Annotated in this window: 13 protein-coding genes and 1 riboswitch; of the genes, 10 read left to right on the top strand and 3 right to left on the bottom strand. The window is 65.2% G+C overall.

All coding sequences use genetic code 11. The annotated features are described in order from the left end of the window. Positions 1–17: 17 nt before the first annotated feature. Positions 18–935 carry a DUF808 domain-containing protein gene (locus AC1C2Q_RS10020; protein WP_495449971.1) on the top strand — a complete coding sequence of 306 codons (918 nt, stop codon included), beginning with the start codon at positions 18–20 and terminating at the stop codon, positions 933–935. Between the two features lie 101 nt (positions 936–1,036). Here AC1C2Q_RS10020 and AC1C2Q_RS10015 read toward each other — a convergent pair whose 3' ends face one another. After that, complete coding sequence (locus tag AC1C2Q_RS10015) at positions 1,037–1,630, bottom strand: protein-L-isoaspartate O-methyltransferase family protein (protein WP_495449970.1); 594 nt, start codon at positions 1,628–1,630, stop codon at positions 1,037–1,039. 169 nt (positions 1,631–1,799) lie between these two features. Here AC1C2Q_RS10015 and AC1C2Q_RS10010 point away from each other — a divergent pair, with 169 nt between their 5' ends. Further along, entirely contained in the window at positions 1,800–3,677 is a 1,878-nt protein-coding gene (locus AC1C2Q_RS10010; RefSeq protein WP_495449969.1) for an HNH endonuclease signature motif containing protein, read from the top strand. A gap of 148 nt (positions 3,678–3,825) precedes the next feature. Here AC1C2Q_RS10010 and AC1C2Q_RS10005 read toward each other — a convergent pair whose 3' ends face one another. Further along, on the bottom strand, positions 3,826–4,257 hold the full coding sequence (locus tag AC1C2Q_RS10005) for a pyridoxamine 5'-phosphate oxidase family protein (protein WP_495449968.1): 432 nt from the start codon (positions 4,255–4,257) through the stop codon (positions 3,826–3,828). Between the two features lie 110 nt (positions 4,258–4,367). Continuing rightward, entirely contained in the window at positions 4,368–5,096 is a 729-nt protein-coding gene (locus AC1C2Q_RS10000) for a hypothetical protein (protein ID WP_495449967.1), read from the bottom strand. A gap of 135 nt (positions 5,097–5,231) precedes the next feature. After that, positions 5,232–5,360: riboswitch (FMN riboswitch) on the top strand. Between the two features lie 73 nt (positions 5,361–5,433). Between AC1C2Q_RS10000 and pnuC the strand changes: the two genes are divergently transcribed. The 8 genes from pnuC (at position 5,434) to AC1C2Q_RS09960 (ending at position 12,187) form a co-directional block, all read left to right on the top strand. Continuing rightward, entirely contained in the window at positions 5,434–6,150 is a 717-nt protein-coding gene (gene pnuC / locus AC1C2Q_RS09995; protein ID WP_495450568.1) for a nicotinamide riboside transporter PnuC, read from the top strand. Next, positions 6,150–7,094: a J domain-containing protein gene (locus AC1C2Q_RS09990; RefSeq protein WP_495449966.1), complete on the top strand. Its 945-nt coding sequence runs from the start codon at positions 6,150–6,152 to the stop codon at positions 7,092–7,094. Before pnuC ends, AC1C2Q_RS09990 begins: the two co-directional genes overlap by 1 nt. A 20-nt stretch (positions 7,095–7,114) precedes the next feature. Further along, the gene (gene zapE, locus AC1C2Q_RS09985; RefSeq protein WP_495449965.1) at positions 7,115–8,071 is read left to right on the top strand and encodes a cell division protein ZapE; all 957 of its coding nucleotides are present in this window, start codon (positions 7,115–7,117) and stop codon (positions 8,069–8,071) included. Between the two features lie 54 nt (positions 8,072–8,125). Further along, complete coding sequence (locus tag AC1C2Q_RS09980; protein WP_495430940.1) at positions 8,126–8,353, top strand: RNA-binding S4 domain-containing protein; 228 nt, start codon at positions 8,126–8,128, stop codon at positions 8,351–8,353. A gap of 161 nt (positions 8,354–8,514) precedes the next feature. After that, the gene (locus AC1C2Q_RS09975) at positions 8,515–8,883 is read left to right on the top strand and encodes a DUF4342 domain-containing protein (protein ID WP_495449964.1); all 369 of its coding nucleotides are present in this window, start codon (positions 8,515–8,517) and stop codon (positions 8,881–8,883) included. A gap of 46 nt (positions 8,884–8,929) precedes the next feature. Further along, positions 8,930–10,030, top strand: coding sequence for a fatty acid desaturase family protein (locus AC1C2Q_RS09970; RefSeq protein ID WP_495449963.1), 1,101 nt, complete (start codon positions 8,930–8,932; stop codon positions 10,028–10,030). 43 nt (positions 10,031–10,073) lie between these two features. Further along, on the top strand, positions 10,074–11,399 hold the full coding sequence (locus AC1C2Q_RS09965) for a glycosyltransferase (RefSeq protein ID WP_495449962.1): 1,326 nt from the start codon (positions 10,074–10,076) through the stop codon (positions 11,397–11,399). A 35-nt stretch (positions 11,400–11,434) separates the two neighbouring features. After that, complete coding sequence (locus tag AC1C2Q_RS09960; RefSeq protein ID WP_495449961.1) at positions 11,435–12,187, top strand: DedA family protein; 753 nt, start codon at positions 11,435–11,437, stop codon at positions 12,185–12,187. Positions 12,188–12,194 lie beyond the last annotated feature (7 nt).

The following is a 12,194-nucleotide window of genomic DNA, read 5'->3' as shown; positions in this document are numbered from 1 at the left end:
CACCTCCGGGAGAACGCATGTCAGTTGGTCTACTCGCCGTCGTCGACGACATCCTGGCCGCTGCGCTGAAGGCGTCGGCGAAATCAGCCGGTGTCGTGATCGACGATGCGGCGGTGACGCCGCAATATGTGCAGGGGATCACTCCGGCACGCGAACTCCCCGTGGTCGCCAAGATCATGCTCGGCTCACTCGTGAACAAGTTCGTGATCATCATCCCGATCGCGCTGCTGTTGACCGCGTTCGCGCCGTGGGCGCTGCCATATCTGCTGATCATCGGCGGCGCGTATCTCTGCTTCGAGGGCGCGGAGAAGGTGATGGAGTGGTTTGGCTTCGGTCATGGTCACGCGGAAGAGGGCGCACGCAACGAGAACAAGCTGGTGTGGGGCGCGATCCGCACTGACCTGATCCTCTCCACTGAGATCATGCTCATCTCGCTGGCGAACCTGGAGGCGGGGCTCAGCTTCTGGATGACGCTGGCCATCCTCGCCGTCATCGCACTGATGATGACCGGCATTGTTTACGGCGCAGTGGCGCTCCTGGTGAAGATCGACGACATCGGACTGAAGATGGCCAAGAACAAGTCGCGGCGAGTGCGGCACACCGGCACCAGAATCGTGCGTTCGATGCCTGCCGTCTTCCGATTCATCAGCATCGTCGGTACCGTCGCGATGCTGTGGGTCGGCGGGCACCTGCTGCTGGTGAACCTCGGGGGTGTGGGACTGACGTTCTTCAGCGACATCATCCACAACATCGAGCACCTGCTCGAACCGCTCGGTGGAGTGATCGTGTGGATCGGCGAGACTCTCGCGTCAGCGATCGCTGGGCTGCTGGTGGGCCTCATGATCGTCGGCGTGGTGCTGCTGATCGGACGGATGCTCGGTAAGAAGCCGACCTTCCACGAGGGCGAGGAATCGCCGGTGAGCGTGCACGCGTAGGAGTTTTTCTCGCCGGGAGGCGGCCGGGCGGACGTCGGATTTTTGAGAGGCGTCTGGGCGACTGGGCGTGAGCGCGTCTGGGCGTGAGCGTGTCTGTCTGCTCAAGAGCCTTGCAGTGGCACGAAGCTGTACAGCCCCTGATCCTGCGCATGCTGCGCGCGGCCCGCGCGCAGGTCTACGACGGTCATCACCCCGGCGACCGGGACGACCATGCGTCCACCCTCGGCGAGTTGCCCGACGAGCACATCCGGCAGTGATTTCGCGGCAGCGGAGACCAGGATGCGGTCGAATGGCTCCTCGTCGGGCAGACCGAGCACGCCCGACTCGGCGCGACGGATCTCGGTCTGCACACCCACTTCGCTCAGTCGCTCCCGGCCGTACTCGACGAGCTCTGCGACGACTTCCACGCCGATGACGGTGCCATCACTTCCTGCCAGCGCGGTAAGGATGGCGGTCGTCCAGGCTGAGCCACTTCCGACGTCGAGCACGCGGTCGCCGGGGCGGACGTCGAGCAGCTCAAGCATGCGTGCCACTGTCGAGGGCTGCGAGTTCGTCGCGGCCCAGCCGATCATCACGGGGCGGTCGGCGTCCGCGAGATGGCGCACCGCAGGAGGCAGGAAGGCCGCCCGCGGCGTTGCGGACATCGCCTCCCGCACACGGATTGCGGTGGCGGGATCCACTCTGATTTCGGCCATATGCCGACGCTACGCCGGGGGCGGGGGTCGGGATAGGGGGTCGCGCTGGGCGCGCGACTTGTTCTGCACAGGTCTTCGGGTTTGTGGGGTTATCCACCGTTTGCGAATGGCTTCTGATCTGCGGTTTATCTGGTGGATGAATGTCTGTGGCCTGCGGTTGAATGGAGGTATGACATCGCTTGTGCAGGAGTTGGAGAGCATCGATCGGCAGTTGGCCGATGCGATGTCTGCTTCTGCGGCGGGTGGCGGGGTGCGGTTCACCGACGACGGTGAACTGTTAGTCATCGTGCAAGCTCTCGGGAGTATTCAACGGCGGGTGGATGGTGCGATCGTTGAAGCGACAGACCGTGTGGTTGAGCGGGACCAGTGCGAACGCGACGCGAGGTTGACGACACAACTCGGATGCCGGGACGCCGCCGAACTCCTCCGACGCACACTCCTGGTGGATGGGCATGCGGCCCGGCGGTACGTCTCGGCCGTGGCAGCGGTGCACCGGGATCTGGACATCACCTCTGGCGAGTTGCTGCCAGCGGCGTTCCCGGAGTTGTCGGCCGCGCTGGCCGATGGGGTGATGTCGTTGAGTGGGTTCCTGGCCTGCACGACACCGTTGCTGAAGGCCAGGCGCCTCGGGGCGGCGGATCGGTTGGCGGCGGATGCCGTGCTCGCACGCTTCGCGCGTGGGCTGCCGTTGGATGGGGTGGATGCCGCCGATGATGTGGCGACTGACGGTGCCGATGATGAGCGGGCACCCGCTCCCACAACGGATGAGCTGGCCGGGTTGACCGCGCACATCATCGATCGCCTGGATCCGGATGGTGCGGAGCCGAAAGACCGGGCAGGTAAGCGCCGCCGGTTCTTCACGATCGGGCGGCTCCGGGACGGGTCCGTGCCTGTGCGTGGTGAGCTCCTCCCGGAAGTCGCGGCGCAGTTACAGAAACTCTTCGACAGTCTGATGAACCCCAAAGTCGACGACGAGGCCAGTGCGGGAGGCGCGGTGCGGTTCCGTCCGTCCAACGACGGCGACGGTGACGGTGACGGCGGCGACGACGACGGGGGTTCCGACAACGCTGGTTCCGACAACGCTGGTTCCGACAACGCTGGTTCCGACAACGCTGGTTCCGACAACGAAGACAACGATGCCAGCGATGCCAGCGCCGACGACGGCGACATCGGCGACGATTCCGACGATGCCAGTGCCGGCGATGACCGCGACGACGACGATGGTTCCGACGACAGTAGCGCCGACAGTGACAGTGCAGACGATGACAGTGCCAACGGCGACGGTTCCACTGCTGACCGTGACCGCTTTGCCGCCAAGTACAGCACGGCACCCGGCACCGCCCCCGCCAGTGAGAGTGATGATCTCTCCGGCCGTGCCGACGGTCTCCCGGACCACAAAGCCGCCTCGCCCCCACAACACGCCGCTGATCTTCGCACGCATGCGCAGAAACGGCACGACGCGTTCGCGAGCATCATCGTGGTCGCAGCCGCATCCGATGGCATGCCCACCCTCGGTGGAGCCGCACCAACCCTCGTCGTCTCAGTCAACGCCGACGACTACGTCCACCGCACCGGCCGCGCCACGGTCGAGGGCGCCGGATACGACGTGCCCCTCGGGGCCGCCGACCACACCGCATGCGCAGGCGGCATCGAACGCGTGCTATTCGATGAACACGGTGCGATCGTGGGGATCAGCACCACCGCGCGGATCTTCAACGCCCGCCAACGCCGGGCGATCGTGCTCCGCGACCGACAATGCCTCATCCCCGGGTGTGACATCCGTGCAGAATGGTGCGAAATCCACCACGTGACCGAACACGCCCTCGGCGGGCCCACCCACACCAGCAACGGGGTACCCCTATGTTGGCACCACCACCGCACCCTCGACGAGAACCTCTGGCTCATCCGCATGCGCAACGGCATGCCCGAAATCCGAGGCCCCCACTGGTGGGACCCCTACGCCCGCTGGCGATCCCCACACCACAACTACACCGCCATCGACGAAGCCATTGACACCGAACGCGACCGCGCGTGGAGTGCCTGGTGACGGTGACCCGTTGAGCCCGCACATGCGGCACGTGCCACATCTGCCTCCGCGCCGCGGGCACGATCTCCCACGATCATGACCACCCACGAGCACCCACGACCACCACGACCACGACCACGACCACCCACGAGCACGATCAAGATGCCGGTCACTCGCGTTTGGAGAAGAGTGGCACTTCCGCGACGACCGGATTATCCGCTCGGAAGTCACCGAACCTTGCCCAGGTGAGCTGCACTCGTACCACCACGGCTGTTCCGCTGTGAAGCGATTGGGTGAACTCGGGGAAGGCGCGAAGATACTCGGTGCGGCAGCGCTCGAGGTCGTCTCCCTCGGGAAGGTCCGCGGAACCCTCGATCTGGAGGGTCGTCCCATCCACCCCACCGACGACAGCAGCGAGGCGTGCGTCGCGCCGGATGTTTGCGATCTTGCGCGAGTCGGGTTTCGCGTCGAAGACGAGTTCGCCAACGTCAGTCGCCGCGATCGGAAGGTATGCCGCCTGCGGTCGGCCGTCACCCCCGAGCGTCGAGATCACGCCGGCGCGTTGCTCGCGGACGTACTCGATCAGTTGGGCGAGATCCATCCGAACACCATACCGATGGCGCTCGATCGAGATATCAGCGGGCGAGCCCGGGGAAGACCATCATGGTTCGTTCCACGCACGACGGCGCAATGCTCGAAGCCTGTACCGAGTCACACCCCCAACCACTCCGGCGTCGTCGAGGCGAAGAACGCGGTCAAGCCATTAGCAAGGATGTTGTCCGGCTCGACGCGCGTCGCGTCGGCGAGGTAGGCCATCGCGATCGCACGCTGCCCGCTCGCCCAATGCAACCAGGCAAGCGCGCTGAGCAGCGGCGCACGGAACGACTCCGGCATGGATGCCACCGTCATGCGCAGGAATTCGATGCCGCGCTGCATCCGCTCCGCATCAGGTATCTCGACCGACTCGCCTCGGAAGAGTCGGTATGTACGGTCCTTCGGAATGGCATCCATTCGGTCGAGCCCGAGCACATACTCATCCAAGGACACCCCGTCTCGGCGCGCGCCCTCGATGAATCGCCCATGTTTGCGAAGGACCTGCTCACCCGCTCGGCGCCCGAAGGCGATCTGCGTCGCCACCGTCTCGGGGACCGTGGCGAAATCACTGACGAGAATGAGCTGCGCACGAAGCTCAAGGTCGGTCGGTCTCGGCAGTTCTGCGTCGAGGATCGTCTCGACGAGCGGAATCGCCAAGGCTGTGGGTCGGTACTCGTCGAACCGTCGCACAGTCGATCCGATGTGTCTCGTCGGCACGACGAAACCGAATTCAGGCAGGTCGTCGACGAAGCCCAACAGCAACTCGGCCAGCTCGTCGCTGTCCTCGGCCGAGACGAAGGGAAGGTGGATGAGGCTCTCACCCCTCAGGGTGTCGTGGTCTGTCATACCGCCATCGTTGCGCCACCACGCGGCCAACAATCGGGAGAAATCCACGATCCGTGTACAACTCGCATGAGGTCAAAACAGTGCAGGAAGAGTCGGCGCAGCATCCATCCTCAGGTATTCTTCCGAATGAACACACACGTGCTCCGGGGTCGGTGAAATTCCGAACCGGCGGTCATAGTCCGCGACCCGAAGCCCTCCGGGGCTGAGGCTGAACCGGTGAAATTCCGGTACCGACAGTCAAAGTCTGGATGGAAGAAGCACACGGGTGGACTGCATGCGGCGACGCATGCAGCTGTCCTCACGCTCCCTCGGCGGCATCGCAGCCGAATGGAGAATCATGGACTTCCTGCACTGGCTGGTCGACGCCTTCAACTCGCAGTGGATACTGCCCGGCGGGCAGACCCTGCTGATTCGCGAGGTCGTGGGCAACATCTTCGGCTTAGCCAGCGCTCTCGGCGGCATGCGGCGCAAGATCTGGGCGTGGCCGGTGGGCATCGTCGGCAACCTGCTGCTGCTCACGGTTTTCCTCGGGTCGATTCTCAACCCCGATCACTCGCTGCCGAACCTGCTCGGGCAGGCCGGACGCCAGGTGATGTTCATTGCGGTCGCGATCTACGGCTGGAACCGCTGGCGCCAGGCAAAGGCCGACGGCGGGCAGGTGACGCCGCGCTGGGCGCCGAACAGTGCCCGCGTTGGACTCGTGCTCGTTCTGGTGCTCGGCACCGTGGCGCTCACTCCCCTGTTCCGCGTGCTCGGATCGTACGAGCCGGTCTGGGCGGATGCCTGGACCTTCGTCGGCTCGTTGCTCGCGACCTACGGCATGGCCAAGGGCTGGACGGAGTTCTGGCTGATCTGGATTGCCGTCGATGTGGTCGGTGTACCGCTGCTGTTCAGCTCCGGCTACTACGCCACCGGATTCATGTACGTGTTCTACGGCATCTTCACTGCGATCGGCTTCGTCGTGTGGGCACGGGCGCAGGCGAATGCCAAGCCGAAGATCGACACACTCATGCCGGATCCCCGGGTGGTTTCACCGGGGGACAATAGTGAGTGATGTTCGACAGCCCGCTTTCCGCCTCGGCCTACGAGGTGCTCGGTGTCGACCCCGCCGCAAATGACGACGATCTGCGACGGGCCTATCGTCTGAGGCTGCGGCAGACGCATCCAGACACCGGCGGCGACGCGGCGGAGTTCATCCAGGTGCAACGCGCCTGGGAACTCATCGGCACCGTCGAGAGGCGCGCCTCATACGACCGCGGGCACGGCTTCGGTGCCGCGAATCCGGCGTCTCCGGGACAAAGCCAGGACCAGAACTGGAGCGGCTGGCGGGCCCAAGCCTCGCGCACCGATACCCGTCCGCGGGCACGGTCATACGGGCATCCGGGCGGCTGGCGTCGCGAGCGCTATCTGACGCTGATCCGTGAGTGGGCTGGCCACGGCGTCGACGTCCCCGACCCCTATGACCCGGCGCTCGTGCGCTCCATGCCGCGCGAGCTGCGCCGCATGCTTGCGGACGCTCTCGCCGAAGAAGAGACCGCACGCACGGTGTCCGACCTCGGCATGGGATTCACCGTGTGGCACGATGTGGCCGCCGGCGAGGGCGCGGGCGACAAGCTTGACCACGTCATCCTCAGTCCGTCCGGCCTGTACGGCGTGCTCTCGGAGGACTTCGGCGAGATCGTTCGATTCCGGCGCGGAGAGATCCTTGCCCGGTCCGTCGATGGAGACGCACCCATCGCAGCCCTCCTCGCGCGCATGCGTGTCATTGCACGAGCCGCACGCGTCCGCTTCGGCGGTGCGATCATCGTCCTCCCAGACGACGACCTGGATCAGGCGATCACGACACTCGGAAAAATCCGCGGCACACCGGTCGTCGTCGTGCGCCGCAGCGCACTGCACACAGTGTTGCGCCGTGGCGTCCCCGGAGCACGCGACATCGGCGGGAACGAGCTGTTCGATGTGCGGACTCGGCTGCAGCACACGGTGCGGTTCGTGTGAACATCGGGTCGACCAAACTCATGACCGCAGTCGAGGCGAAGGCCACGGCATCCGGGTTCGCGCTCGACGACGCACAGCGCGAGCTGGTCGCAGAGCTCGCACGGGTCACCCGCGCGGACGGCAGCCTATTCATCCACGGCCCGGCAGGGCGAGGGAAGTCCTGGATCGCGAACGCTTTCTTCGACGCGATGCCGACGCGCAGAAAGACCCGCGTGCACTTCCATGGGTTCCTTGATGCTCTGCACCGCAGCATCCATCGACGTCGAGACGAGCAGGATGCCGTCGAGAGCGCAATCGACGACATCGTCGGCGACGCCCGAGTGCTGTTCTTCGACGAGTTCCATGTTCATGACTCTGGTGATGCCCGGCTGCTCACCCGACTGTTGGAACACGTGTTTCCGCAGGATCTGATCGTGCTCGCCACCTCGAACTATGCTCCCGTCGGTCTGCTACCGAACCCGACCTGGCACCACATGTTCGAGCCGGGCATCGCGCTCATCACGCAGCACATGCAGGCGTTCGAACTCGCCGGCCCCACCGATTACCGCGCCGTCCCTCACTCCCACTCGAGCGGGTTCGCATCGGGCAGTTGGACACGAACCCCACCCGCGCCCGCCCCAACCACTGACGAGGCGACCCTCTCGCACGTGCGCGACAGAGACTTCCCCGTGCTCGCCATCCGCGATAACGAGCTTTGGATCTCGTTCCATCAGCTCTGCGGGACGCCGACCTCGACGATCGAGTATCTGGAGTGGGCGCGCATCCACCCGCGCTGGGTCGTGACGGATGTACCCGGCTTCGCGGATGTCGACCGTGAAGCACAACAGCGCTTCATCAACGTGATCGACGTGATTGCAGATCTCGACGTGCCGACGACGTTCGTGTCAACGCACGCTCTGGCGGACTTCCTCTCCGGAGCCACGACCAGGCCGGACGCCTTCCGGATGGTGAGCAGGCTGCAGCTGCTCCGGCACTGATCGCCACCGGTTGTGAACGTCGCCCGCTGACGCGAACGCGATTAGCATCAAGGAATGACGAATGCTGACCCGATCGACGACATCTCCATCGGCGGAGAGATGATCCGCCTCGGACAGTTCCTCAAGTTCTCCGGGCTGCTCGACTCCGGTGGCGACGCCAAGGAGGTCATCATCGACGGGTATGTGACCGTCAACGGCGAAGAAGAGCGCCGCCGAGGACGCCAGCTACACGACGGCGACCTCGTCGAATTCGAGGGGCGCACGGTTCGCGTTCGCCCCTGAGGGCGGTTGTTCGTGTCGCGGCGCAGGGCCTGACGTGCGCACCGTAGTACCACCGGGGTAGACGACTTTGATACCGGGGAGTGATTTCCCCGATATCACCACGTTCCTAAAGTTCAGACATGGCCGGAGACGCCGGTCGAATGAAAGAACGGAACGCAGTCATGACTGAGCCCACCAGCACCCGCTACGAGGAGTTCAAGGTGAAGGGGGACGACCTCCTCACCAAGGTGCGCGAGATCATCCACGACGGCAACGTCAGCCGGCTGTTCATCAAGCACGACAACGGCGACACGATCCTCGAGGTACCGCTGACGGCAGGCGTCGCGGTCGCCGCCGCCGGTGTCATCCTCGCCCCAGTGCTCGTCGCGCTCAGTGCCGTCGCCGCCCTTGTGACCCGCGTCACGATCGGCGTCGAGCGCCGGGAGACCGAGACCGAGACCGGCGACACCACGGTGCCGGATGAGGCTCCACCGTCACACCAGTCGGGATCCTCGATCGAGACCGCACCGTCGACCGAGACCGCGGAGTGAGCGTCCGCCCTCATTGCCCGCCGACGAGCGCGGGATCGGACCGCACATGACCACCGGCGTGACTTCCCAACTGGGACCGATTCGCCAGACGTTCGCCGGGCGGGACACGTTCCCGCCCGTCGCGCGGGCGTACACGGAAGTGGCCAACGCGGTCCGGGACCGCGGGCTGCTCGCCCGCACGCCGTGGTTCTACGCTCTGGTGGGATCCGTGCTGCTGGCCGCGTCCGGACTTCTGCTCGTCGGGTTCTTCACGCTCGGCGACAGTTGGCTTCAACTCCTGATCGCCGCCGGTCTCGGGATCGTCGCCACTCAGTTCGCATTCCTCGCACACGAGGCAGCGCACCGCACCATCCTGACCACCGGTCCCGCCAACGACCGGCTGGCGCGTCCCCTCGCGGCGCTCGTCGGCCTCAGCTATTCGTGGTGGGATTCCAAGCACAGCCGCCATCATGCGAACCCGAATCGGGTCGGCCGCGACCCTGACATCGAGGTCGACACGATTTCCTTCCTCGACGTGGACGCCGTCGAAGCACGAGGCGCTCGGCGCTGGATCACGCAGCGGCAGGGCTGGCTGTTCTTTCCTCTGCTCACGCTCGAGGGCATCAACCTGCACTACCTGAGCATGCGGCACCTGCTCTCGCGAGGGCCAGTAAAGCATCGTGCGAGTGAACTCCTCGTTCTCAGCATCCGTCACGCCATCGTGCTGATCACCGTCTTCTCGGTGCTCTCGCCCGCCTGGGCATTGGCCTTCCTCGGTGTACAGCTCGCGGTGTTCGGCATCTACATGGGCGCCTCGTTCGCTCCGAACCACAAGGGCATGCCGGTGATCGCGCCGGATGCGCGACTGGACTTCTTCACCAAGCAGGTTCGCACTTCGCGCAATATCTCCGGCGGTTGGTGGGCGACGACCCTGATGGGCGGTCTGAACTATCAGATCGAGCATCATCTCTTCCCGTCGATGCCCCGTCCGCACCTCGCGAAGGCCCGCGAGATCGTGCGTGCATACTGCGCCGCAGGCGCCATCCCCTACACGGAGACGACGCTGCGGCGCTCCTATGGCATCGTCATCGAATATCTGAACAGGGTCGGTCTCGCCGCCCGCGACCCCTTCGATTGCCCGATGGCTGCGGAGTACCGACGTGGATGATCCCTCGAACCGAACCGGCCACAGACCAGAAGGACAGGGGATCATGACAATCTCGACAGCAACCAACGCGAAAGCCCTTCCTTCCCGACGGCTGCGCATCGTCATCGCAACAGACACGTTTCCACCCGACATCAACGGCGCCGCCCGGTTTTCCCGCGACCATGCCGTGCGACTGGCTCGGCGCGGACACGAGGTTCACGTGATCGCACCGTCAACCTCATTCTCGACGCCGTCTGGCGACATCGAGATCATCGACGGGCAGGCGATCCGCGTGCATCGTCTGCGCAGTGTCAGACTGCCGCGACATGGATGGGCACGCATTCCGCCGCCGTGGGCGGTGCGCCCTCAGGCCAGACGCATCCTCGACGAAGTGCTCCCTGACATCGTCCACCTGCAGTCCTTCATCGACATCGGGCGCGGTGTCGCTCACGAGGCGCACGATCGCGGCATCCCGATAGTGGCGACGAACCACGTGATGCCCGACAACGTCGCCTCCGTCCGCGGAGTGCCCACGCGCATGGTGTCCGCACTCGGTCGTATGGGATGGCGCCTTGCCGACTCGGTGTACGCGCGTGCCGACATCGTCACGAGCCCCACACCCATCGCGGCGGGCTACCTCGAGCGCCACACCAGCATCGCCTCGGTAACACCCATCTCTTGCGGCGTCGATCTCGACCGGTTCTCCCCGAAGCAGGCCAAACCTCGACAGTCGACCGTCCTATACGTCGGACGCCTGGATCCCGAAAAGAACGTCGCCACGCTCCTGCGGGCGTTCGCGATGATGGAGCGGAACACCGGCGTCGAGCTGGAGATCGTCGGCAACGGCTCCGAACGTGCCGCGCTGGAAGTGCTGGCCGCACGTCTGGGCATCGCCCATCTGGTGCGATTCCGTGGGCACGTGTCCGACGAGCAGCTCACGGCAATGCACCACTCGGCCACGGTCTTCGTGATGCCCTCGACGGCAGAGCTTCAGAGCATTGCGACTCTGGAGGCGCTCGCGTCGGGCACACCGGTGGTCCTCGCCAACGCGATGGCGTTGCCCCACCTGGCCAACGACGGAGTCGAGGGATACCTCGTGACGCGCGATGATGCTCCTGAGTTCGCCCGAAGGATCACGAGAATTCTCGCTCTCTCCGAGGACGACTACCGGGTGATGAGCGCGCATGCTGTTGCGCGGGCAGCTCAGCACGAGGCCAGCGCAGTCGTGCGGCAGTACGAGACTCTGTACGAGGACGCCCAAACCCGCAGATCTGCCATCCCGATGCCGAGATCCGGCCGCCCCAACAGGATCTCCACACGTACAGCATCCAGGGTACGCACCCGCAGGCGGACCACTCTGAAGTATGGGCTCGTCGATACCTCAGAGTGATGTGCGCGTGGGCACCGTCTTCTTACATTCATCTCATGGACGTCATCAACGATTTCATTCTTCAGGCCGCCGCATCACCGTGGCTGCTGCTCGTCATGTTTGCGGTGGCCGTGATCGACGGCTTCTTCCCGCCTGTGCCGAGCGAGACGGTGCTGGTCGCGGCTGCCGCCGTGGCCGCGTCGACCGGGGCGTTTCCGACGGTACTGCTGCTGTGTCTCGTCGCCGCAGTGGGCGCGATGATCGGCGACAACATCGCCTACGCCATCGGTCGCCAAGTCGGAACGACGCGCTTCCGTTGGATGCGGGGGCCGCGCGTCTCTGCGGCCTTCGAGCGTTCGGGGCAGGCACTGAAGACTCGTGGTGCACCACTCATTCTCGGGGCCAGGTACATTCCCGTCGGCCGGGTGGCGGTGAACATGTCCGCCGGAGCGCTGGGCTACTCGTGGAAGCGTTTCCTTCCGCTGAGCGCGCTGGCTGCGGCGAGCTGGGCGGTGTACAGCGTCGCAATCGGCGTCCTCGCGGGTCAGTGGCTGGGCGATCAGCCGCTGCTGAGCTCAGTCCTGGGCGTCGTACTCGCCCTCGTGATCGGTCTGGTGATTGATCGCGTCGGCGCAGCACGCCGTCGGCGAACCGCGGCCGCAGCGTCGATCGAGGCGCACGACTCAAAAGACGGCGATGCCGTGGAGCGCCGGGGGCGTCGGCCCGTGAGCAGGGCTCGTCGAGCGCATCGGCCGCGTTCTTCGGCTGACTGGTACGGCATACCACTCACGACCACCCCTCAGGCCTGATCGGAGC

Source organism: Microbacterium sp. Y356 (genome assembly GCF_059445355.1).
Note: the sequence above shows the minus strand (reverse complement) of the source record. Positions and strands in the feature narration are given on the sequence as shown.

Excerpts from the sequence above, each read along its gene's own strand:
- AC1C2Q_RS10020 (WP_495449971.1), top strand. The coding sequence starts at position 18 with ATGTCAGTTGGTCTACTCGCCGTCGTCGACGACATCCTGGCCGCTGCG.
- AC1C2Q_RS10015 (WP_495449970.1), bottom strand. The coding sequence starts at position 1,630 with ATGGCCGAAATCAGAGTGGATCCCGCCACCGCAATCCGTGTGCGGGAG.
- AC1C2Q_RS10010 (WP_495449969.1), top strand. The coding sequence starts at position 1,800 with ATGACATCGCTTGTGCAGGAGTTGGAGAGCATCGATCGGCAGTTGGCC.
- AC1C2Q_RS10005 (WP_495449968.1), bottom strand. The coding sequence starts at position 4,257 with ATGGATCTCGCCCAACTGATCGAGTACGTCCGCGAGCAACGCGCCGGC.
- AC1C2Q_RS10000 (WP_495449967.1), bottom strand. The coding sequence starts at position 5,096 with ATGACAGACCACGACACCCTGAGGGGTGAGAGCCTCATCCACCTTCCC.
- pnuC (WP_495450568.1), top strand. The coding sequence starts at position 5,434 with ATGGACTTCCTGCACTGGCTGGTCGACGCCTTCAACTCGCAGTGGATA.
- AC1C2Q_RS09990 (WP_495449966.1), top strand. The coding sequence starts at position 6,150 with ATGTTCGACAGCCCGCTTTCCGCCTCGGCCTACGAGGTGCTCGGTGTC.
- zapE (WP_495449965.1), top strand. The coding sequence starts at position 7,115 with ATGACCGCAGTCGAGGCGAAGGCCACGGCATCCGGGTTCGCGCTCGAC.
- AC1C2Q_RS09980 (WP_495430940.1), top strand. The coding sequence starts at position 8,126 with ATGACGAATGCTGACCCGATCGACGACATCTCCATCGGCGGAGAGATG.
- AC1C2Q_RS09975 (WP_495449964.1), top strand. The coding sequence starts at position 8,515 with ATGACTGAGCCCACCAGCACCCGCTACGAGGAGTTCAAGGTGAAGGGG.
- AC1C2Q_RS09970 (WP_495449963.1), top strand. The coding sequence starts at position 8,930 with ATGACCACCGGCGTGACTTCCCAACTGGGACCGATTCGCCAGACGTTC.
- AC1C2Q_RS09965 (WP_495449962.1), top strand. The coding sequence starts at position 10,074 with ATGACAATCTCGACAGCAACCAACGCGAAAGCCCTTCCTTCCCGACGG.
- AC1C2Q_RS09960 (WP_495449961.1), top strand. The coding sequence starts at position 11,435 with ATGGACGTCATCAACGATTTCATTCTTCAGGCCGCCGCATCACCGTGG.